Raw genomic sequence first — 20,534 nt, 5'->3', positions numbered from 1 at the left:
GTCGTTTCTTGAAAAACAATAATAATCCTTCCCTCATGCCTAAACTACTCAAAATTCTTCTGGCGATAGCCGCCGTTTTAGTTGTACTCTTTTTTGTGTTTAAGAACTGGACCAAAAGCCATAGTCCGGGAACTTCTACCGAGCTGACCTCGGGTGATTTAAGCGTTAAAGTTACCTACTGCCAACCTGCTGTAAAAGGAAGGGTTATCTTTGGTGAGCTTGTGCCCTATGATCAGGTTTGGCGTACAGGAGCAAACGAGGCAACTTTGATCAATTTTAGCAGAGATGTTGATTTTGCCGGAGCCAGTGTGCCTGCCGGTGAATACACGCTTTGGACTATCCCTACACCAGGAGACTGGACCATAATTCTCAATAAACAAACCGGTCAGTGGGGTACTAATTACAGTGAAGAAGATGATCTGATAAGAGTGGAGGTTCCTGCTGAGCAAACCTCTGAAAGTCGGGAGATGTTTACCATTTCGATGTCACTTGGAACTGAGGATGAAGTTATCATGAACCTCAACTGGGATAAAACCTCAGTGGATGTGCCTATAAAATAGAAAATTAGCGATACTGCCCGAATAGGCTAGTTATTATTGCTCTATTGCGATCCAATGAGCTCAAAAAAATGAAATGCCGCCTCAGGTTAGATACCGGGGCGGCATTTTGTAATCATACCTCTGTCACCTTATACTCTTTTGGGAATAATCAGAAATTCTACCACACGATCGTCATTTTTTACACGGGCGTTTCTGTTCATCTCCGAAGAAAAACTTACCCCCAGGTCGTCAATTAAGATTCGATTTTTGTCAATAGAAGACTTTGAAATAAACTTGGCGACTTTGACGGCCCTCTTATGAGCCTCATTCGCTGAATTGTCATCGGCAGAATAATTGGTTTTACCTGCCACTATCACAGTTCCCTCAAAAGTATTTAGTGCTTTTACCAGCTTCTGGTAATCAGACTGAGCCTTATTGCTAGGCACGTAATCGCTCAGGCCAAAAATATCACCCCGCTCAAAGGACACCACAATGCCTTTGTCTGCCAGATAAGCATGGCCCGTTTCGCCCATGTAAGTGTTTATTTCATCAATCTCAGCCATCAGGCTTTTTTTATCAAAAACGGCCATATCGAGGTTTGCGACCTCATAAGCGTTTTCCACTGTCTGAAACTCATCATCTGAATCCAGTACGTCCACTACTTTGTAGCTACTATTATCTGTTTTTGGTGTAGTCGTTATTGCGTTTCTTCCGGTACTACAGGCACATATGATCAGCCACAGGCCCGCACTCATTATCATCTTGTTCATAATCTTACCTTTTCTATTTTGAGTTTAACATCTGCAAAATCAATTGTTTTGCTTCAGAAATCTATATGAAAAGACTGTTCCATAGATTCCACAGTCTGAAGGGGCGGAACAGTCTTTTTTGATTCACGGGTGAACTAAAACAAAACGATTATGAAAAAGGTAAAAGTATTAAGTGTTGGATTTGTAGCTATGCTCATCACGGCAACAGCTTGTAATAACAACACCACTCAAGATGATGTAGAAGACACCATGGAAGAAGTGATGGACGAAACGCAGGACAAAATGAGCGAACTGGAAGGTGAGCTCAACGATGCCATTGAAGAGCTCAATGACAAGATTGAAGAAGCGGAAAACAGCGTGGATGACGATAACGCGGCCAATAACGTCATTGATGAGTTAAACTTGCAGAAAGAGAAACTTGAGAAAGACTTATCTGATTTGAAAGACAACGCCGTCGAAGATTGGAATACGTTTGAAGCCAAGGTAAAAAACGAAAAAGAAGAAATAAAGACTGATATTGAAAGCTAAGCCTTGAGATTTACAATCAAAAAAAGCTCGCAGAAATGCGAGCTTTTTTTGTTAAGAGCGTAGGTTTTATTTCCGAATAAATTTTTTCAACTTATTGAAAAAAAGCTTCTTACGTAGAACAAAAATCTTTTCCTCATTACTTTCTGTACCCATATCACCCTCAACGCCGGCTACTTTTTTGCCTTTGAGTCCTAAGAGAAATAATGTGGTAAGAAAAATGAGCATTTTGTTAAAATTTATGTTCTTCGTTTTGTCTTCTTAGATCAAATAAATATTCCATGCTGTTTTTGACCAGATGGGCAACTCAAAATGTAGAATGCTATCTGATTCTGGGGAATTGATTCCCTTCACCTCATTGAACGGAAGTAAGTCGTGCTCGGTCTTCAGCCTCTTTACGTGCTTTTTCTTTCTTTCTGAAATACCCTCTGAAGAAAATGCTGTGTTTTAAGGCCTCCAGGTTATCATCCAGTTTTTCAGTACCGCTTTCTACATTCACCAGCGTGCTTTTCATGTAATCGGCCATTTCAGGGTCATGGAGCAGCACACCCAAAGCACTACTGTCGCTGCTGAGAATCTGACTCAAATCCTGATTGACATTGGCCACAAGCTTATCGGCTTTTTGAGCTGTACTTTGAAGAGAACTGCTTCCCTTTTCCAGATTAGAAACGGTATTCTGCAGTGCTGGCATGATTGAGTTATCATGAGATAGCTGATATGGAAGGTACTCCGGATTTGTCAGCGTAGAGCTGAACTGATTTAGGTTTTTGCTCATTTCATTGATGGCATATGAGCTGACTCTAAGCTGCCCGAGGGTCTGATCTATTTGTTTATATAGTGATTCATCTTTGATAAGCTTTCCCAGATTCCCCTGCCCTTCCTCTATTCCGCCAATCAGTGATTTCAAATCCTCAGTGATGGCCAGTATATTTTTATTGTTTTCCTGAAGCGTTGCCAGCATATCCTGCTGCGTATCTTCTTTGCTGATTTTAAACTGGTGATTATTTTCTATGGCTCCCGCAGAAGCCGAGCCTCCACTAATCACCAGCAATGGATTGCCGATAAGGCCATCAGAGCCGATCTTCAAATCAGCATCTTTATAGATGTATTTTTGAGATTTCTGTTCAATCAGAAAGGTGACTTTTACCCCTTCATTTGGTACAAACTCCAGATCTTCAACCGTGCCCACTTTTACTCCTGAAAACAGTACATTGTTTCCTTTAGTAAGGCCTGATACGTCCTGAAAGACCGCAAAGGCCTCAATTTTCTTGGTAAATATTTTCCGCATATTGCTGATCAGAAGCACACCAGCACCGAAAATCACCAGGCCAATAATCATAAACAGGCCTACTTTTGCATTTCTTTTCGCTGTTTCCATGTTTGTCTAAATTTTAATGGTTTCTTGCTCCATGAAGTTGTAGTCATAGAACTGTTTTACTTTGTTTTCTGCATGGCTGTTAAATACTTCACTGAAAGTCCCTTCTTTTTGAAAAGAACCTTCCAGTAGTAAAGCCACCCTGTCACCGGTTTGCTTGGCACAGGTAAGGTCGTGAGTAATGATAATGGAGCTGGCCTGGTATTCCTCCTTTACCTCCAATATCAGATTATTGATTTCCACACAGGTGATGGGGTCAAGCCCCGCTGTAGGTTCATCATAAAGAATGAGTTCGGGGTTCATGACAATTGTACGGGCAATGCCAATTCGTTTTCTCTGACCTCCCGATAGCTCAGCAGGCATTTGGTTCTTTGTTTGTCTCAGCCCGACAGCCTCCAGCACCCGGTCGGTTCTTTTTTCAATTTCTTGTCTGCTGATGGTTTTCAAGGCGTATTTGAGCGGAAACTCAATATTTTCTCCGATGGTCATGCTGTCATACAGGGCACTGTTTTGAAAGCAAAAGCCTACTTTGAGTCTCAAGAAAATCAGGTCTTCTTTGGTGATGGTGTTCATATCAAAACCCAGCACATTCACCTCTCCGCTATCAGCTGTAATTAGTCCCGAAATGATTTTGATTAGTACAGATTTACCGGTTCCTGATTTACCCAAAACCACCAGATTTTCACTTTGATTGAGATCAAGGTCAACACCCTTTAGCACGTCTAAATCGCCAAAAGATTTGTAAAGGTTTCTGATTCTCAAAACGTTCTCTTTCATAAGTTGAGGTTGGTTTTATCTCAAAGAATTTGTGACCTGAACCACAAAAATCTCAATGAGAAAAATGATAAATATTGATTTTACAACTCCGGCATTTGCGGCCTTACCTACACCCAGAGTTCCCTTTTCTGCATTATACCCGCTATAGCAACCCACCATGCCTATTGTAAAACCAAATAAGATGGCCTTTACCAGGGCGGAGCCCAAATCCAGAAAGTTTATGCTGTCAAAAGCGTTTATGATGTAAGCGTTAAAATTGGTTTGCTCGTTAAGGTAGATATTGATGAAGGAGCCGGTCAGCCCAACAGCCGCAGTGTAAAAAGATAAAATAGGAATAGTGATAGTGGCCGCAAGCACTCTGTTCACCACCAAAAAGTTGAAAGGATTTACAGACGATACTTCCATCGCAGCTATTTGCTCAGTCACTTTCATGCTTCCCAGCTCAGCTCCGATGTTTGAACCCACTCTGCCAGCAGCGATAATAGAAGTGACAAGCGGAGCCAGAGCCCGAACCATAGCAATGGCCACAAGGCTGGGAAGCCAAGACGTGGCACCAAACTCCTGAAGCGAAGGCCGTGATTGCTGTGTAAAAACAAGCCCGGTCACAAAACCGGTAAGTGTGATCAAAGGAAGCGACCGCAACCCTATCTGGTAGCATTGATTAAACAGCTCTGTCCAGATTATATTTTTCAATGAAAGTTCGCTGAAAAAAGTAATCACAAAATCAACTCCGTTTTTGAAGTTGACGATTTTCTCATCAATCTGCTTACTTATAAATACATCCTTATTTTTGCCCATTTATGCTCCTTTTGAGTTCGTCTTTGAAATGTTTATACCGCTGATGAAAGCGTGGAGGGCGTAGAGAAAAATCCACAATAAAAGCCGGCGAACGCTTTGTCCACCGGCTTTTGATTTATAATTGAATCACCTTCGGTTAGAAGGATCCGTTGAGTTCCCAACTGTAATCTGTATAGCTGAACTTGTCCATTTTCTTATCTACCTTATCATCAGAGTAGGTGTTAATCCATTCAGCGATTCCCATTTTTCTTTCAAAGTCTTTGCTGTACCATTTAAACAGCGGCGAGATTTTCACCTCATTATTATTGATGATGTTCTTCTCCTCATTATTGAGAAATACCTCCGCTTCCTCTTCAAGCTGCTTATCCAGCTTTTTGGCCGTGTAGGCCTCGTTTCTCAATCTCGGGCAAGACTTTGCGGCACATACCAGGGCAAAGTGATATCTGGGGTCTTTTTTAAAATCCTTTCTCAAAATGCCATGTTCGATATTATTGAGATCGTACTTTTTACCCTCAATCTCAATAAACTTGATATCCCAAGGAGTATTTACAAAGGGGATCTGAGCTGCGGGCCCGATATCCTTGATACTGCTTACTCCTTCATTGTCCAGAATTAGTTTTATTGTAAATGCATTGTAGGCGTTTATCCAATACGCCATTTTTTCATCTTTTGACCAGTTTTTTGCCGGGCCATTAGCTGAAATCTCTTTGAGATACCCTTCCAGCTTTTCTCTGTCCTTCTTCATTCCGCCATAGTCTACCATGCCTTTGTCATCTACATGATCTTTCAGGAGCTCATCCCAGGCAGATTCTCTGGCATAACCGCCTTCTTCTTTTTCTTCAATGTTAACGGCCTTTGATTCCTCTCCGGCTGGTTGTTCTGTTTGATTTTCAGTCTTCTCTTCTGTTTGAGTTTGCTCTGCATTACATGCCGAAAGCAACAGTGGTACGATTAAATAAATCAGCTTTTTCATAATTTGTGTTTTACAGGGCTTTGCGGCCCAATTCAATTTTCCAATAGTGGAAGTGGTCTATGAGCAAAAAGAGTTATTCCTGTATCATTCAGGCTCCATAACCGCTATATGCGGGAATGCTCACCTCATATGGGTCAATAGTTCTACAGAATTGATGGTTCGAAAATTTTATATTGCCATATATGGAAACTCTTTTACTCTACGTGGCAGTGGCTCTGGCCCTCGGTACCTTTATTCCGGAAACAGGTAACGACTTCTGGCTCATTCGCGGACAGGATTACTTCAAATCATTTTACGCTGTCCTAAATCTGACATTGATTATCTTTTTGTTGTTTTCCGATCATTTTGGTTGGAAAACTTATCTGGCTATTCTGTTAGCTGTGATTAGCTTTTTCTTTTGCCTACTCAGCATTATGCCTTTTTTGGGACTTGCTAAAATCACCGTTAAAGCCACCGAAGAAAAGATTAACAAAAACACCTTAAGTATCTATGTATCTAATGTTTATCAGAAGAACCGGGAGTACGACAGGTCAATTGCTAAAGTCAAAGAGCTGGATCCCGACCTGCTGTTTTTTCTGGAAACTGACCACGGCTGGGATCAGGCCCTCAGTACCATTTTATTGGATTACCCATATGTTCTAAAAGAAGTTAAAGATGACACTTACGGACTCATTTTGATGAGTAAGTTCCCATTTGATGAAGGCGAAATTATCCACCGGGTGAAAGGTGATATACCATCTGTAGAAGTAAGTTTTAAGATGGGCAAACTACCCGTAAAATTATATGGTCTTCACCCAAAACCGCCTGTCCCGGGAGAGGCTCTGAATGCCAAAAAGAAAGATCGTGAAATTCTGAAAACGGCTTTGGCCATTCATAGCTCTGAATTTGAGCACCATCTAGTCATTGGCGATTTAAATGACGTGGCCTGGAGCGGAGTTACCCGAAAGTTCAAACGGCTTACCGGTATAAAAGACCCTCGCCAGGGCCGAGGATTTTACCCTACTTTCCCCACCTGGTCTCCGTTCAGAATTCCTCTTGATCATGTTTTTTGTTCGCCGGCTTTTGAGCTTGTTGAATTTAAACGTGTAGAAAGTGTCGGCTCAGATCACTTCCCAGTTTTTGTGAAATTCTATTTACCGCAGAGTTAAAATGAAAAAAGGCCGCCCTCTCAGGCGACCTCCCCATCCATAGCTATAAAACAGGTTCTTTAAAATGCCAACCTGCCTGTGGCTCCAAAAACCGGAAGAGCCACACCGGTGTAGTTCACAAAATTAAATTCGGGTTTCCAGTCAATGCTCAGGTTAAGAGGAATCTCCCTGAAGGTATGCTCTAGTCCCAGGATACCATCAGCACCTACGTGAAATTCACCATCAGGCCCCGGGCGATCGTTTCTCCAGTTTCTATCTGGAGAGGCTCCCAGGTGAGCACCGGCTCCATAATACCATCTCCACTGGTTAGTCCCGAAGGCGGGGTTATGCCACTCATATAAAAGTGTTGCTTTCAAGCCATTGCCAAATCCACTGAGAAGGCCCTCGGCAGCTTCATTATTACCTGTAGCAAATTTCATTGATATGGCAGGCCCATCGCTGAAGCGAACACCAAAGGCGGCCTTGTATTGTGCGTTTGAAATTAAAGTGCTCGCCAGCATAAGGGAAGTAAGAATTACTAACTTTTTCATAAAATTCTGTTGTTTTAAAAACACTCACAAAACATTATACCTCCACACTTTCTTCACGTTTGAGGCACTAATTCTACATCATACTTAGCAATTCCCCACAGGAACACACTTTTCAAACCCGATTCACAGAACCAAAAAATACAATTATGAAAAAGTTAAGTTTAGTTGCATTGGCAGTATCGTCTGTTTTGTTTTTACCAGCCTGTAATTCTGAGGCAGACTCAGAAACGGATACTATGGAAATGGACGAGACTACTGAAATGACAAGCGAAGTCGAAAACAAAGAAATGCAGGTAGCTACCGGACAGGAAGAGTACACTGAAGTGGCTTTGGTGAGTGAGTTTCCATTGGCTGACACAGTTCTTAAATACTCCAGTGAAGGCTCTACGAATTACAAATTAACCAATACCATGGGACATCACGCTGAAATGATCAGTTCAAATTTGAATGGCAGAGCATCGGTTTTGCAATATGGAGAAGGAGTAATTGTTGCACTTGATCAGGGAGATATTTTTGAGTCAGATGAGTTTACACTCAATGAGAAATCAAAAGATGTATTGAGATCTCTGGCTTATAACCTGAAGCAAATGCCAGACACTTACATTTTAGTTGCAGGCCGTGCCGATAGCGATGGCTCAGCGGAGCATAACGACAAACTGGCTTATAAAAGAGCAGCGATGGCCGCTAATTATCTTCACGGATGTGGTATAGATGAAAACCGCTTTTTTGTGAATAGTTATGGCGAGAAATACCCGGACTTTAAAAACAATACCAGTATCAGTAAAAACAAAAACAGAAGAGTGGATTTTCTGATTATCCCATCCAATGAGTTGAGAAACGAAATGGCAATGCGATAGGCAAGGATTAAAACCAATATTGAAGGAGATGAGCTAAGCTTATCTCCTTTTTTAGTTCACAATTAGTCTTTTGGAATGGTTTTTTGATTCTGAATACCGAGAACAGTGATTCTCTGGCATCATAAGGTAACATGAATCAAAGCCTAACCAGAGAAACTTAATCTACAACAAACAGGAAAATGAAACGTGTGCTTATAATAGATGATGAGGAGGATATTTGCATTTTACTGCAACGATACCTAAGTAAGAACTCAATGGATGTTTCTTACGAAAACACCCTTACAGATGGCCTTACGGCTATAAAAAGGACAAAACCGGATGTTGTCTTATTGGACAATAACCTGCCGGATGGTTTAGGAATCAATCATATCAACAGTATAAAAACGCAGTTCCCGGAAATTAAGGTTTACATGATTTCGGCCTATAGTTCCCTGCAAAATGAAGCTACGCAAAACGGGGCTGACCGGTTTATTCCAAAACCTTTTGAGCTTTCTACCATTGTAAACCTGATTAAATAATTCTACAATCTTGAAAAGCCAAAGTGTAGAAATGTAGAAATTTGTCTACACCTCTACGACTGCTTATTCGCTTACTTTACCAGTTAAAACGCCGGCTTTACTATTATACGGATTACCCGATGACCTTCTGAAAGTTATCACCTGACCCACGTGCCAAACAGCATCTTCCAGAGGTCCATTGATCAAGTTCCAGAATGGATACACGGTTTCGCTATTTTCAGATTTAAAAACCATTTTTAATTCTTCAAGCTCTGTTTCTGGGTGCTCACGCAACAGGTTTGCGGCTAGCTCAAGATTTGATAAAGTCTCTTTTCTTAACTCCTCAAAAGTCTTCTCAGGCCGTGGGCCAAATGCTGTTGGCACATTGAAAATTGTATTTTTTGAGACATTCACCAGTCCGTTTATGTGCTCAATAGTCTGAAACGTGGTACGCCCACCTGCCGAAGGCTTATAATTTAAATCCTCTTCACGAAGCCCCTCTGTGGCCCAGTAATACCGAAAGGCAAGCCCTTCAATCATCCTCACTACGACATTATTCGCCGAAAAACTTTCAGGGTATTCAGGAATCTCCCGATAAGGTAAGTCTTGTGAAAAAGAAGCAAATGAAAGAAAGGTCAAAAGGGTCAGGTATTTCAGCATTTCAATATTGATTTTGAGGAAAGGTCGTAAAGTTTAACACAAACGTCTCAATCTTCAGCTGAATTTTGACACAAAAAACCCTGCGATTTCTCACAGGGTCTGTTCCTTATGCTCTATTTTCTATGATGGCCTCCGCCATCTCTTCGCTCCAGTCGGTGTTTTTTAAACTGTTCTTTCCGCTCCTCGCGTTTGGCCTCAAGAGATGCATACTGTTCAGCAGTCAAAATCCCTTTGAGTTCTCTTTGATAAGTATCACGTTCAGCTTTCATTTCTTCTCTACGAGACATCATTTCTTCATGGCGTTGCTCCATTTTTGCCGATCTTATTTCATGGAGAGAAAGTACCTTCTGGTATTGTTCTTCGCTTAATCCCAGCTCTTCTTTCATTTTCTCAGCACTTTTTTGAGCTCGCTCTTCAGGTTTTACATCTTTTCTGGCTCCACGCTGTGCATACGTTCCAAAAGCCAGGGCCATCAGGGCCGAAATCATCATTAGTTTTTTCATAATACGTTGTTTTTTGTTGTTCGCTTCTTTGACTTCAGGCTACCCAAAAGGTTTGTCAGCTAAAGTATTTGATCGACGCTTACAGGCATTTATTCTATCAAATGCCTGAATTTCATGTGCCTTCTGCAATCAGAGTGGAGTATATGAAGCTAAATCTCGCCTTTCTTCTTATTTTAGAAATCCTTTATTCAACTCAGGACGAAAACCCTAATGTTAAAACAATATAGCCTAAAAAACTCTGGACTGAGTTTTCTGACCCTCGCTTACCTTTTTTTGATGTTTTCTTGTCAACCGGAAAAAGCACTTCAGCTGGAGCAAGGCAGTCACATTACCCTTATTGGCAATAACCTCTGCTCACGTATGATCAATTTCGGATATTTCGAGACCGAAATGCACATGCGATACCCAGAGAAAGACCTGTACATCCGTAACATGTGTGATGGTGGCGATACTCCGGGTTTCAGGCCACATTCGGGACGGGTTTCGCCGTGGGCGTTTCCGGGTGCTGAGAAATTCCAGACTGATCTGGCTCAAAACTCCGGTAGCCAGGGACATTTTGAAACACCTGATGAATGGCTGAGCAAACATAAAACAGACATACTTATCGCCTGCTTTGGTTTCTCAGAATCGTATGCCGGTGAAGCTGGGCTTGAGAATTTCAAAAATGAGCTGCAGGCTTTTATAGACCATACCAATTCCATGGTCTATAATGATAGTATTGCTCCGCAACTGGCACTGGTTTCGCCAATTGCGTTTCAGGATCTTTCTGACGAATTCGATCTGCCGGATGGTGTTGAGGAAAATAAAAACCTTCAATTATATGCCAAGGCTATTGAGGAGGTTGCAAAGCAAAATGATGTTCTCTATGTCAATGCCTTTAGTACAAGTAAAGACTGGTTTTCTTCTGAAAAACTGACCATAGATGGCCTTCAGCTTAATGATGAAGGTTATCAAAAATTCTCTGTTCTGCTGGCCGATAAGGTCTTTGGTTCTGCCAATAGAAAAGGAGACCAAAACTTATATGATAAGGTCAAAGAAGCGGTTCTGGAAAAGAATTACTTCTGGCATAATGATTACAAAATCCCGAACGGGGTTCACGTTTACGGAAGAAGGTACCGGCCATTTGGCAATGAAAATTACCCGAATGAGCTAACGAAAATCAGGCAGATGACGGCTATCAGAGATACGCTCATCTGGAAAACGGTAAAGGGTGGAGAGTATGATCTGGCTAAAGCCGATGCTCATACTCAAACGCTGGCCACCATTGAAACCAATTTTACCCTGCCGGGAAAAGCCAGGTACCTTTACGGAGAAGAGTCCATGAGTCAATTTCACATGGCTCCCGGGTATAAAATTGAGCTATTTGCTTCTGAGGAAGATTTCCCTGAGCTGGCGAATCCATCTCAAATGTCTTTTGATAATAAAGGCCGGCTTTGGGTGGCTGTAATGCCCACGTATCCACATTATAAACCTGGTGACCCGAAACCAAACGACAAACTGATTATTCTCGAAGATACAGACGGAGACTACAAAGCCGACAAGCTGACGGTATTTGCGGATAAACTACACATTCCGGCGGGTTTTGAGTTTGCTCCTACTCCTGACGGAAAGAATGGGGTTTACATTTCACAAGGCACCAACCTTAAATATTTTGTAGATACCGATGGCGATGACAAAGCCGATAAGGTTGAAATAGTGCTCAGCGGCTTTGATGACCATGACACCCATCATGTGATCAGTGCTTTCTGTGCCGACCCTTCAGGAGCCATCTACATGGGCGAAGGTGTTTTTCTTCATACCAACGTGGAAACTCCATACGGCACTGTGAGAGCTACCAACGGTGGTTTTTATCGCTATTCTCCACAACTGAAAAAACTGGAAAGAACGGCTCAGCTTGCTATTCCGAACCCTTGGGGAATTGCTTTTGACCATTGGGGTCAAAACTTCTTCGCCTATACTTCAAGCCCCGATGTGGAGTGGATGATGCCGGGAAGCATCAAGTCTAAATACGGATTAAGTAATCCCCGGTCAAAGAATCTGATTGAAGATAAACATCGGGTAAGACCTACCTCCGGACTTGAATTTGTACACAGCCGTCATTTTCCTGATGAAGTGCAAGGGGATGTTTTGATAAATAATACAATCGGTTTTTTGGGATCCAAGATGCATAAAGTAGTTGATGACGGAACAGGCTATGGTACTCAACATCGCTTAGATTTAGTCCGTAGCGACGACCCCAACTTCAGGCCGGTAGACATGGAGTTCGCCCCGGATGGCTCTTTATATCTGGTAGATTGGCATAATGTACTGGTGGGTCACATGCAGCACAATGCCCGCGATCCGTTGAGAGATCATGTTCACGGAAGAATATACCGAATTACCTACCCGTCCCGCCCACTTGTGGATCCGGCCAAAGTAGATGGGGCATCAATTGAAACTTTGCTGGACAATTTGAAATTACCCGAATACAGAACCCGCTATCGCAGTCGCCGCGAATTGCGTGAGCATAATAAAAGTGATGTGCTGAGTGCCATCAAAAAATGGGTAACTGATCTTGACAAATCGGACACGCAGTACGAGCACCATATACTGGAAGCATTATGGGTGACATGGGGACTCAACGCTGTAGATCAGGATTTGCTCAATGCACTTTTGAATGCCAAAAGTTACAAGGCCAGAGCTTCAGCCGTTCGCGTTTTGAGATATACTGGCCATCAGGTCAAAGATCAGGTAGCTCTGCTCAAAAAAGCCGCTGCAGATGAGCACGGGAGGGTGCGTCTTGAGGCTATGGTGGCCGCATCTTGGCTTGATAATGAAACAGCTAAAGAAGTTCTGGCCATAGCTGCCCAAAAGCCACTTGACGACTGGATGACTGCTCAGCATGATGCTATTTTGGCACATATGGAGCCTTATATCCCGAAAGAAAAAGAAGACGGCCCTATGCCAGCTATGCTCTCTTCTGAAGAGCAGAAATCTTTCCTTTCGGGAAAAGAAATATACAGTCGCGACGGCTTCTGCGAAACCTGCCACCAGCCAGATGGAAAAGGACTTGAAAGTTCGGGTTTCCCGCCGCTGGCCGGAAATGATTGGGTGCAAGGCGATGAAGAACGACTCATTAAAATTGTACTTCATGGCCTGTATGGTCCTATTGAAGTGGCGGGTAAAAAATACCCCGGTCAGGTACCTATGACACCTTTTGGCGGAATGCTAAATGATCAGGAAATTGCCGATGTGCTGACTTACATTCGCAGTTCCTTTGGCAATTTATCAAAGGCCGTAAAACCGGAAACGGTGAAAAAAGTAAGAGAAGCTACAGCAAACCGAAATGGATTTTACACAGCAGAGGAGCTCTAAACAAAACCTAATGAAATACTTTTTAACACTACTTATATTATCTCTCATCTTTGGCTGCCAGCCCGAAAAAGAAGATACAGAAAAGCCCAAAGTGGTATTCGTCATCGGCGATGAAGAATACCGCTCGGAGGAATCAATGCCCATGCTGGCTAAAATTCTGAAAAGAGAAATGGGTGCCGAGATTTCTCTTTGCTTCTCGGTGGATTCTGCCGGCTATATTGACCCCAACCGTCTTGACCACATTGAAGGCCTTGAGGCTCTTAAAGACGCTGATCTAATGGTTATGTTTGCCCGTTTCCGTGAGCTTCCGCCAGAAGAATTGAAATATATCACTGACTATGCAGAAAGTGGAAGACCAATGGTAGGTTTCCGAACAGCAACGCATACTTTCTTATACAAGAATGACACCACTCAAAAGCAAATGAACAATGAATGGCCAACCAAGGTTTTCGGGCAGCAGTGGATCACTCATCACGGGCATTTTGAAGATGGTCATGGCAAACTGACCGAAGTCAGTATTCTACCGGAAGCTGATACTCCTATTCTCAATGGCGTAGAGCCCTTTGAGGCTTACTCCTGGCTCTATCACGTAGATGGCGGGGACTGGAAACTCGCGGGAGACAGCAAGCCATTTCTGGAGGGAAGGTCGCTGAAATCAAACCATGAAATGAATGGTGATTTAGACAAATATCCATTGACAAATCCTGTAGCATGGACAAAGACCTACACTGGGACCTCAGGCAAAGCGTCACGGGTATTTTTTACGACCCTGGGCCACCCTTTTGATTTCAAAATTGAGAACATGCGTAAACTGGCACTGAATGGAATCTATTGGGCTCTGGGTCATGAAGATGAAATTCCGGAAAATGGGATTAACGCTGAACTTACAGAACCTTACGAGCCAAATAACTCCGGCTTTGGCAATGAATTCAAAACTGGAATTAAACCGATCTTAATACCATAACATACGATACCCGGCACCTGAGCCTGTCGAAGGGCCGCGAAACAACCTATTGAAAATGAAGATTTCTATTCACAATTGGATGCGGGCTGAAACCATTGAAGACACCGTGAACCGCATCGCTAAAATGGGCTATCATAGTCTGGAAATTCAGGGTAGTCCTGAACTATACGATACTAAAAAAGTTAAGAAACTGCTGGATGACGCCGGTCTTACCTGCTGGGGCTCCGTAACGCTGATGCTGGAGCAACGTAACCTTCTAGCCAAAGACAAAAAACAAAGGGCAGACTCCGTACAGTATGTCAAAGATGTGGTCCGTATGGTGAGCGAGCTAGATGGCAAAATGGTCTCAGTGGTGCCCGGCACTGTTGGTAAAATCATCCCAGATGGTCGCCCGGAAGAAGAATGGGAATGGGCCGTGGAAGGCATGCAGCAGATTTATGAGTATGCCACCGGAAACGGCATTCTGATTGGCATTGAGCCCATCAACCGCTTTGAAACCTATTTTATCAATCGCGGAGATCAGGCATTGGCTCTTGCCAAAGCAACTGGAGAAAAGTGCGGAGTTTGTCTCGATACCTTTCACATGAATATTGAAGAAACCGACCCGCTGGCGGCCATTCGCCGAGCCAAGGGACGGTTGGTAGGTTTCCATGTGGCTGACAATAACCGTATGGCTCCCGGCATGGGTACCATCGACTGGAAAGCCACTGTAGAAACGCTTCATGAGATTGGTTATGACGATGTTCTTTCTGTGGAGTTCAGTCCACCATTAGATAGAACACCGGCAAACCCATACCCGAATTCTATTGATGAGAGCCCCGTTGGCCTAAGCAAGGAGCAAAAGAAATTTCTGGAAGACCACGGTAGCTCTGCAGTCACCGAGGAGTTCTATTCAATGCTCACTCAGAAGTCGATTGATACATTAAGACCTTATTTATCATAACAAAAAAAAGTTTGTCAACGGCCCTTCGACTCACAGAGTCCTGTGGACAGACTCAGGGTCCGGAAAAACGATTTGAAATTAGATTGAATGAAAATTACCAATATTGAAGCCTTTTGGCTTCGTTGCCCTATTCCAAAAGAAAAACAACATACTTCAGACTATGGTCTGCTGACAGATTTTGATATGACCCTCGTGGTCGTAACCACTGACACCGGCCTTCAGGGTTTTGGTGAGGCTAAAGCGGCTGTAGGTTCCTCTGGTTCCTGTGCGTCTATCGTCAGCTGTATAGAAAATGAAATCAAACCCGCTTTGGTGGGTCAGGATGCAGGCCAGATCAGCCGGCTTTGGGAAATTATTTATAACGGTACACGTGATCATTATGCTCTTGATCGTGGTCGAAAGTTCCCGATCTTAGGTCGTAGAGGCTTGACCATTTCAGCCATGAGTGGTGTAGATACCGCTCTTTGGGATATCAAAGGAAAACAGTTGGGCGTTCCGGTCATGGATCTTCTGGGTGGAGCTTGTCGGGATAAAATGCCAGCCTACGCCAGTGGTGGCTGGGCTTCGGCAGATAAAATTGGTGAGCAGCTTTTGAGTTATACGTCAAAGGGTTTCAAAGGCGTTAAAATGCGTGTGGGGGTTATGGACAAAACCGTGAAGGAAAGTATCAAACGCGTTCAGGCCGCCCGTGAGGCCTTGGGAGATGATATTCTGCTTATGACTGACGCCCACGGCACCTTCAGTGTGCCTGAGGCCAAGAAGTTTTGTCGCGGTGTGGAAGATTGTGACTTATACTGGTTTGAAGAACCGGTAAGCCCGGATAATAAACAAGGTACTTCTGAGGTTCGTGCGTCAACAAGTATTCCGATTGCCGCAGGCGAAAGTGAATATACCGCATTTGATGTGCGTGATATGATTGACCTTAAAGCTCTGGATGTAGTTCAGCCTGATTCTGCCATTATTGGCGGAATTACTGAAGCTCATCGGGTATCGGCTTTGACTCAGGCTTATCAGCTGGAACTCGCTCCGCATTGCTGGGGATCGGCCTTCTCTTTTATGGCAGGGGTTAATGTCGCCTTTGCGTCTCCTTCGGCCGTGGTGATAGAGTTCTCATCCGGCGGAAATCCGATGATGTATGAGCTCGTGAATGAGAAAATTGAAGCAGTAAATGGGGACATTTTAGCACCGACAGCTCCCGGACTGGGCCTAAGTCCCAACTGGGATTTTGTAAATGAGTATAAACAAAAAATTAACTAGCTATGGCAAAGACTATTGGAATAAATCATGTGACGTTGATTGTAAAAAATCTTGAAGAAGCCTGTGCATTTTATGAAAATGAACTAGGTCTGGAAGTCATTCCGGCCTTTTTATTTGATTATCCCACGGCCTTTTTCAGAGTGAACGAAACCGAACAGTTGCATCTGACCGAGTGGGATGAGGAACCTTCATTCAGAGGGCATGTCTGTTTCCACATGGAAAACATTAATGAGGTCTATTGGAGAATGAAAGAATTGGGAATCATTGACATCAGCCCATGGGGGAAAGCCCGTGTTCTGCCGGATGGCCCTTTGCAATTTTTCATTCGTGATCCTTCGGGGAATCTTGTGGAACTATCCTGCCCTCCGGGAACCAAAATTGATCCAAAAATCCTCGAGGACGATCTTTATCAGGATGGTATCTATGTCTCTGGGCGAAATGATTTCAGAGGTTATAAATCCAAAGATGCTACGCTTTACCACGAATCTAAATGAGTAAAATCGTACTTCTGGAAACCTTGGCTGAGCCGGCAATGGCCATTCTTCAAAAGGCAGGAGATGTAGAACTTCTGACAGCTTATGATTTCAATATTGAAAGCCTTGATAAGCAAAATGTTGAGGCGGTCATTACCAGAGGTAAAGGGCAGATTACCCCTGAGTTTATGGACCAATTACCACAGCTTAAAATGGTGGCTCGTGCCGGTGTAGGTCTGGATAACGTGGATATCAATTATGCCACTCAAAAGGGTATAAAAGTTTTGAATAACCCGGGAGTAAACTCTCAAACAGTGGCTGAGCATGCCATTAGCCTCATGCTGATGCTTCAGCGAAATATGTTTCAGGCCGTTTCAAAAGTAAAAGAGGGTAACTGGAGCTGGCGTAACGAGTTCTCTGGCGACGAAATTTATGGTAAAACACTAGGAGTTTTGGGTATGGGGACTATAGGACAAAAGGTGGCCAAAATCGCTGAAGCGATGGGTATGAAAATCATATACTCTGACCCGGTAAAGCATTATCTGCCATACACTTACGCATCGTTGGAGGATGTTCTAAAAGAAGCCGATATTCTCACCTTGCACGTTCCTCTTTTTGATGAAACCCGAAACCTGATTAATGAAAAGACGCTCTCATTGATGAAGAAAACAGCTTTAATTATCAATACGGCACGTGGGCCCATTATTGATGAAAAAGCGGTTTATGAGGCTTTGGTCAATCAAAAACTGGGTGGTTTTGCCGCCGATGTAACCAACCCCGAACCACCACTGGAAGGCAGCCCGTTTATTGGTTTGCCCAATGTTTTAATTACTGCACACCTGGCCAGCCTAACAGACAGAACCTACCATAAAATGTGTGTGGATGCCGTGCAAAACGTACTGGCCTTATTAAGAAATGAAGAGCCCCAGGAGGGCTGCATCTTCAATAAATTACAATTGACAAACGCATGAAAACCTTTTTGAAAACGAGTCTGATTCTTCTGGCCATCGGCTTCCTCAGCCTGTGGGGGTTCCGGCCAGAAAATGCCGACACCTTAAATCTTAAACTACAGCCTGGTTTTAAAGCCGAACACATCTTTTCTCCTTCTGAGAACGATATGGGCTCATGGGTGGCCATGTGTTTTGATGATAAAGGTCGTATGATCACTTCAGACCAATACGGTGGTTTATTCAGGTTGAAAATACCTGCTATTGGTTCGTCAAATTTGCATCCTGAAATTGAAGAAATAAAGCTGCCACTTGGGCAAAGTATTGGTACAGCTCATGGCCTTTTATATGCGTTCAACAGTCTCTTTGTGATGGTCAATAACCGGTCAACAAAAGATCTTCCTCAAAAAAGCGGCCTGTATAGATTGACTGACACCGATGGTGATGATGAGTTTGACAAATTAGAACTCATGAAAAGTCTGGTGGGCGATGGAGAGCACGGTCCGCATAGTATTGTACTTTCTCCTGACAAAAAATCGCTGTACGTTTTGGCAGGAAATCACACCGATTTTCCGGAAATGGACGAGCACTTACTGCCCAAAACCTGGGATTATGATAACCTTTTCCCTTCAATTCCTGACCCTCGTGGTCATGCTAATAACCGCCATGCCCCGGGGGGCTGGCTGGCTAAAGTGGACCCGGAAACTAATCACTGGCAGTTGGTTAGTGCCGGTTATAGAAATGCCTTTGATCTTGCTTTTAATGACGCTGGAGACCTTTTTGTGTATGATGCCGATATGGAGTGGGATTTTGGATTGCCTTGGTACAGACCAACCCGTATTTGTCATGCCACAGCAGGCAGCGAATTCGGCTGGCGTACCGGTAATGGCAAATGGTCACCTGATTTTGAAGATAGCAGACCAGCCGTTGTGAATATCGGGCAGGGTTCGCCTACTAATTTGATTTATCTCAAGAACGCCAGATTCCCGGCAAAATATAAGCAATCGCTTCTGGCTTTTGACTGGTCCTTCGGTATCATGCATGCCATCCATCTCAAACCCGAAGGGGCGACATATACTGCGGAGCGTGAGGAGTTTCTATCCGGCGTGCCTTTACCTCTGACGGATGGTGTTATTGGCCCTGATGGTGCATTATATTTTATGACCGGAGGTCGCCGGTTACAGTCTGACCTTTACCGTGTCTATTATGAAGGTCCTATGGGGGCTGAAGTTGAGAAAACTCAAATCACAGCGGAAAGTAAGCTTCGTCAAAAGCTGGAAAGTGAGTTTTTGAATCAAAATGAAGGAAATATTGACTTGGCCTGGCAAAACCTTGATCATGCTGACCGGGCCATTCGGTACGCTGCCCGAATTCTGCTGGAACATCAAAATGTAGAGGACTGGGCCTCTAAAATTGCTTCAGAGTCGTCAGCGGATAAGAAGATTTCAGCTCTTTTGGCTTTAACCAGAAGCTCATCAAAAAGTGAATTTATTTTTAATGAGCTCGGAAAAATACCGCTGTCGAACTTATCGGAAGATCAGCTTCTTGACCTTTTGAGAGCGTATGAAGTTTTCCTATATCGAATGGAGGTGCCGGATGATGCAGCTAAAGGTCCACTTGCCAAAAAGTTAAACACAATTTATCCAAACTCTTCAGCAGCCATCAATCGTCAATTGGTGAATATTTTGGTCAAACTCGATGATGACCAGGTGGTTAAGAAGACCATAACTTTGATGAAAACGATAAAAGAAGATCAGCAAGCCGGAGGCCAAACAGCCACAAGCTCGGCCGATTTGATTTTACGGAATCCTCAATACGGGCTTGATATTGCCAAAATGCTTGAGAAAGTACCGCCGATGCAGCAAACATACTTTGCTGTGGCATTATCAAAAGCGAAAAACGGTTGGAATAATCAATTGCGTGAAACGTATTTCAAATGGTTTAAAGAGGCTTTCAGTTACCGTGGTGGTAATAGTTATATCGGGTTCATCGATAGGGCTCGCAAAATGGCTCTTGATAATGTACCTGAAAAGCAAAGAGAAAAGTATGATGAACTCTCTGGCGGTGGTATGCTGACCTCTTCAGGTAACGACCTGAAACTCGAAGATTACCCTGAGGGCCCTTGGAGGGCGTGGAATATGGATGAAGCCTCGAAGGTGGCCACCGAAGAGCTTAGTCAAAGAAACTTCAAACGGGGGAAAGCTATGTACACCGCCACCACCTGCAACCGCTGCCATGGCATGCAGGGCGAAGGGGGAAACATCGGGCCGGACCTCACCAGAGTTGGCACCCGCTTTAGCAAAGAAGCGATTTTAGAGGCGATCATTGATCCAAGTAAAACGATTTCAGATCAGTACGCAGCTACTGAATTTCAACTCAAAAACGGCGAAACCATCATCGCCAGGATTATCAATGAAACTGATAAGGCCTATTCCGTCTCCCAAAACCCATACACGCCTGATTATCTCGTTGAAGTCAAAAAAGCGGATATTGAAAGTATGGAGTATTCGAAGGTTTCGGTGATGTTACCCGGGCTTATCAATTCACTGAATGAAGAGGAGTTGAAGGATTTGCTTGCCTATTTGGTTTCTGGAGGAAACCCGGAAAGTGAGGTGTTTAAATAACGAGTTATCTTTGAAAAAAC

The 20,534-nt window shown here is 43.4% G+C and carries 21 protein-coding genes; 12 read left to right on the top strand and 9 right to left on the bottom strand.

Features of this window, described 5'->3' with window-relative positions; genetic code table 11:
• The first annotated feature begins 35 nt into the window (after positions 1–35).
• Complete coding sequence (locus tag AFM12_RS06510) at positions 36–560, top strand: DUF2911 domain-containing protein (protein ID WP_055145562.1); 525 nt, start codon at positions 36–38, stop codon at positions 558–560.
• A 128-nt stretch (positions 561–688) separates the two neighbouring features.
• Here the strand turns inward: AFM12_RS06510 and AFM12_RS06505 are convergent, their stop codons facing one another.
• On the bottom strand, positions 689–1,309 hold the full coding sequence (locus AFM12_RS06505) for an OmpA family protein (RefSeq protein ID WP_055145559.1): 621 nt from the start codon (positions 1,307–1,309) through the stop codon (positions 689–691).
• A gap of 150 nt (positions 1,310–1,459) precedes the next feature.
• Here AFM12_RS06505 and AFM12_RS06500 point away from each other — a divergent pair, with 150 nt between their 5' ends.
• Positions 1,460–1,837 carry a hypothetical protein gene (locus AFM12_RS06500; RefSeq protein WP_055145556.1) on the top strand — a complete coding sequence of 126 codons (378 nt, stop codon included), beginning with the start codon at positions 1,460–1,462 and terminating at the stop codon, positions 1,835–1,837.
• 66 nt (positions 1,838–1,903) lie between these two features.
• On the opposite strand, the gene AFM12_RS19680 is transcribed toward AFM12_RS06500, so the two are convergent.
• The 5 genes from AFM12_RS19680 to AFM12_RS06480 all read right to left on the bottom strand — a co-directional run bounded on the left by AFM12_RS19680 (position 1,904) and on the right by AFM12_RS06480 (position 5,757).
• The gene (locus tag AFM12_RS19680) at positions 1,904–2,062 is read right to left on the bottom strand and encodes a hypothetical protein (RefSeq protein WP_157687308.1); all 159 of its coding nucleotides are present in this window, start codon (positions 2,060–2,062) and stop codon (positions 1,904–1,906) included.
• Between the two features lie 127 nt (positions 2,063–2,189).
• The gene (locus AFM12_RS06495) at positions 2,190–3,212 is read right to left on the bottom strand and encodes an MlaD family protein (protein WP_055145553.1); all 1,023 of its coding nucleotides are present in this window, start codon (positions 3,210–3,212) and stop codon (positions 2,190–2,192) included.
• Between the two features lie 6 nt (positions 3,213–3,218).
• On the bottom strand, positions 3,219–3,986 hold the full coding sequence (locus tag AFM12_RS06490; protein WP_055145550.1) for an ABC transporter ATP-binding protein: 768 nt from the start codon (positions 3,984–3,986) through the stop codon (positions 3,219–3,221).
• Between the two features lie 15 nt (positions 3,987–4,001).
• Positions 4,002–4,784, bottom strand: a complete 783-nt coding sequence (locus tag AFM12_RS06485; protein WP_055145547.1) for an MlaE family ABC transporter permease — start codon at positions 4,782–4,784, stop codon at positions 4,002–4,004.
• Between the two features lie 136 nt (positions 4,785–4,920).
• A complete protein-coding gene (locus tag AFM12_RS06480) occupies positions 4,921–5,757 on the bottom strand; it encodes a DUF547 domain-containing protein (RefSeq protein ID WP_131458228.1) in 837 nt (278 codons plus the stop codon).
• Positions 5,758–5,939: 182 nt separating this feature from the next.
• On the opposite strand from AFM12_RS06480, the gene AFM12_RS06475 reads away from it, so the two are divergent.
• Complete coding sequence (locus tag AFM12_RS06475) at positions 5,940–6,905, top strand: endonuclease/exonuclease/phosphatase family protein (protein ID WP_055145541.1); 966 nt, start codon at positions 5,940–5,942, stop codon at positions 6,903–6,905.
• Positions 6,906–6,964: 59 nt separating this feature from the next.
• Here the strand turns inward: AFM12_RS06475 and AFM12_RS06470 are convergent, their stop codons facing one another.
• On the bottom strand, positions 6,965–7,435 hold the full coding sequence (locus AFM12_RS06470) for a hypothetical protein (RefSeq protein WP_055145538.1): 471 nt from the start codon (positions 7,433–7,435) through the stop codon (positions 6,965–6,967).
• 146 nt (positions 7,436–7,581) lie between these two features.
• On the opposite strand from AFM12_RS06470, the gene AFM12_RS06465 reads away from it, so the two are divergent.
• Both AFM12_RS06465 and AFM12_RS06460 read left to right on the top strand, forming a co-directional pair.
• Positions 7,582–8,292 carry an OmpA family protein gene (locus AFM12_RS06465; protein WP_055145535.1) on the top strand — a complete coding sequence of 237 codons (711 nt, stop codon included), beginning with the start codon at positions 7,582–7,584 and terminating at the stop codon, positions 8,290–8,292.
• A gap of 179 nt (positions 8,293–8,471) precedes the next feature.
• A complete protein-coding gene (locus AFM12_RS06460; RefSeq protein ID WP_082391225.1) occupies positions 8,472–8,810 on the top strand; it encodes a response regulator in 339 nt (112 codons plus the stop codon).
• A 63-nt stretch (positions 8,811–8,873) separates the two neighbouring features.
• Here AFM12_RS06460 and AFM12_RS06455 read toward each other — a convergent pair whose 3' ends face one another.
• Positions 8,874–9,449, bottom strand: coding sequence for a DinB family protein (locus tag AFM12_RS06455; RefSeq protein WP_055145529.1), 576 nt, complete (start codon positions 9,447–9,449; stop codon positions 8,874–8,876).
• 113 nt (positions 9,450–9,562) lie between these two features.
• Positions 9,563–9,952: a DUF4890 domain-containing protein gene (locus AFM12_RS06450; RefSeq protein WP_055145526.1), complete on the bottom strand. Its 390-nt coding sequence runs from the start codon at positions 9,950–9,952 to the stop codon at positions 9,563–9,565.
• A gap of 210 nt (positions 9,953–10,162) precedes the next feature.
• Here AFM12_RS06450 and AFM12_RS06445 point away from each other — a divergent pair, with 210 nt between their 5' ends.
• The 7 genes from AFM12_RS06445 to AFM12_RS06415 all read left to right on the top strand — a co-directional run bounded on the left by AFM12_RS06445 (position 10,163) and on the right by AFM12_RS06415 (position 20,514).
• Positions 10,163–13,306, top strand: a complete 3,144-nt coding sequence (locus AFM12_RS06445; RefSeq protein ID WP_055145523.1) for a PVC-type heme-binding CxxCH protein — start codon at positions 10,163–10,165, stop codon at positions 13,304–13,306.
• A 10-nt stretch (positions 13,307–13,316) separates the two neighbouring features.
• On the top strand, positions 13,317–14,270 hold the full coding sequence (locus AFM12_RS06440) for a ThuA domain-containing protein (RefSeq protein WP_055145520.1): 954 nt from the start codon (positions 13,317–13,319) through the stop codon (positions 14,268–14,270).
• Between the two features lie 55 nt (positions 14,271–14,325).
• Entirely contained in the window at positions 14,326–15,213 is an 888-nt protein-coding gene (locus AFM12_RS06435) for a sugar phosphate isomerase/epimerase family protein (RefSeq protein WP_055145517.1), read from the top strand.
• Positions 15,214–15,300: 87 nt separating this feature from the next.
• Complete coding sequence (locus AFM12_RS06430) at positions 15,301–16,470, top strand: mandelate racemase/muconate lactonizing enzyme family protein (protein WP_055145514.1); 1,170 nt, start codon at positions 15,301–15,303, stop codon at positions 16,468–16,470.
• Between the two features lie 2 nt (positions 16,471–16,472).
• Positions 16,473–16,964, top strand: a complete 492-nt coding sequence (locus tag AFM12_RS06425) for a VOC family protein (protein ID WP_055145511.1) — start codon at positions 16,473–16,475, stop codon at positions 16,962–16,964.
• Complete coding sequence (locus AFM12_RS06420; RefSeq protein WP_055145508.1) at positions 16,961–17,914, top strand: 2-hydroxyacid dehydrogenase; 954 nt, start codon at positions 16,961–16,963, stop codon at positions 17,912–17,914. Before AFM12_RS06425 ends, AFM12_RS06420 begins: the two co-directional genes overlap by 4 nt.
• Positions 17,911–20,514, top strand: a complete 2,604-nt coding sequence (locus AFM12_RS06415; RefSeq protein ID WP_055145505.1) for a c-type cytochrome — start codon at positions 17,911–17,913, stop codon at positions 20,512–20,514. Before AFM12_RS06420 ends, AFM12_RS06415 begins: the two co-directional genes overlap by 4 nt.
• Positions 20,515–20,534 lie beyond the last annotated feature (20 nt).

The sequence above is a fragment of the Jiulongibacter sediminis genome, assembly GCF_001306455.1.
Classification (GTDB): domain Bacteria; phylum Bacteroidota; class Bacteroidia; order Cytophagales; family Spirosomataceae; genus Jiulongibacter; species Jiulongibacter sediminis.
Note: the sequence above shows the minus strand (reverse complement) of the source record. Positions and strands in the feature narration are given on the sequence as shown.

Excerpts from the sequence above, each read along its gene's own strand:
- AFM12_RS06505 (WP_055145559.1), bottom strand. The coding sequence starts at position 1,309 with ATGAACAAGATGATAATGAGTGCGGGCCTGTGGCTGATCATATGTGCC.
- AFM12_RS06460 (WP_082391225.1), top strand. The coding sequence starts at position 8,472 with ATGAAACGTGTGCTTATAATAGATGATGAGGAGGATATTTGCATTTTA.
- AFM12_RS06465 (WP_055145535.1), top strand. The coding sequence starts at position 7,582 with ATGAAAAAGTTAAGTTTAGTTGCATTGGCAGTATCGTCTGTTTTGTTT.
- AFM12_RS06415 (WP_055145505.1), top strand. The coding sequence starts at position 17,911 with ATGAAAACCTTTTTGAAAACGAGTCTGATTCTTCTGGCCATCGGCTTC.
- AFM12_RS06475 (WP_055145541.1), top strand. The coding sequence starts at position 5,940 with ATGGAAACTCTTTTACTCTACGTGGCAGTGGCTCTGGCCCTCGGTACC.
- AFM12_RS19680 (WP_157687308.1), bottom strand. The coding sequence starts at position 2,062 with ATGCTCATTTTTCTTACCACATTATTTCTCTTAGGACTCAAAGGCAAA.
- AFM12_RS06425 (WP_055145511.1), top strand. The coding sequence starts at position 16,473 with ATGGCAAAGACTATTGGAATAAATCATGTGACGTTGATTGTAAAAAAT.
- AFM12_RS06470 (WP_055145538.1), bottom strand. The coding sequence starts at position 7,435 with ATGAAAAAGTTAGTAATTCTTACTTCCCTTATGCTGGCGAGCACTTTA.
- AFM12_RS06495 (WP_055145553.1), bottom strand. The coding sequence starts at position 3,212 with ATGGAAACAGCGAAAAGAAATGCAAAAGTAGGCCTGTTTATGATTATT.
- AFM12_RS06435 (WP_055145517.1), top strand. The coding sequence starts at position 14,326 with ATGAAGATTTCTATTCACAATTGGATGCGGGCTGAAACCATTGAAGAC.
- AFM12_RS06480 (WP_131458228.1), bottom strand. The coding sequence starts at position 5,757 with ATGAAAAAGCTGATTTATTTAATCGTACCACTGTTGCTTTCGGCATGT.
- AFM12_RS06510 (WP_055145562.1), top strand. The coding sequence starts at position 36 with ATGCCTAAACTACTCAAAATTCTTCTGGCGATAGCCGCCGTTTTAGTT.
- AFM12_RS06430 (WP_055145514.1), top strand. The coding sequence starts at position 15,301 with ATGAAAATTACCAATATTGAAGCCTTTTGGCTTCGTTGCCCTATTCCA.
- AFM12_RS06500 (WP_055145556.1), top strand. The coding sequence starts at position 1,460 with ATGAAAAAGGTAAAAGTATTAAGTGTTGGATTTGTAGCTATGCTCATC.
- AFM12_RS06440 (WP_055145520.1), top strand. The coding sequence starts at position 13,317 with ATGAAATACTTTTTAACACTACTTATATTATCTCTCATCTTTGGCTGC.
- AFM12_RS06490 (WP_055145550.1), bottom strand. The coding sequence starts at position 3,986 with ATGAAAGAGAACGTTTTGAGAATCAGAAACCTTTACAAATCTTTTGGC.
- AFM12_RS06420 (WP_055145508.1), top strand. The coding sequence starts at position 16,961 with ATGAGTAAAATCGTACTTCTGGAAACCTTGGCTGAGCCGGCAATGGCC.
- AFM12_RS06485 (WP_055145547.1), bottom strand. The coding sequence starts at position 4,784 with ATGGGCAAAAATAAGGATGTATTTATAAGTAAGCAGATTGATGAGAAA.
- AFM12_RS06445 (WP_055145523.1), top strand. The coding sequence starts at position 10,163 with ATGTTAAAACAATATAGCCTAAAAAACTCTGGACTGAGTTTTCTGACC.
- AFM12_RS06455 (WP_055145529.1), bottom strand. The coding sequence starts at position 9,449 with ATGCTGAAATACCTGACCCTTTTGACCTTTCTTTCATTTGCTTCTTTT.
- AFM12_RS06450 (WP_055145526.1), bottom strand. The coding sequence starts at position 9,952 with ATGAAAAAACTAATGATGATTTCGGCCCTGATGGCCCTGGCTTTTGGA.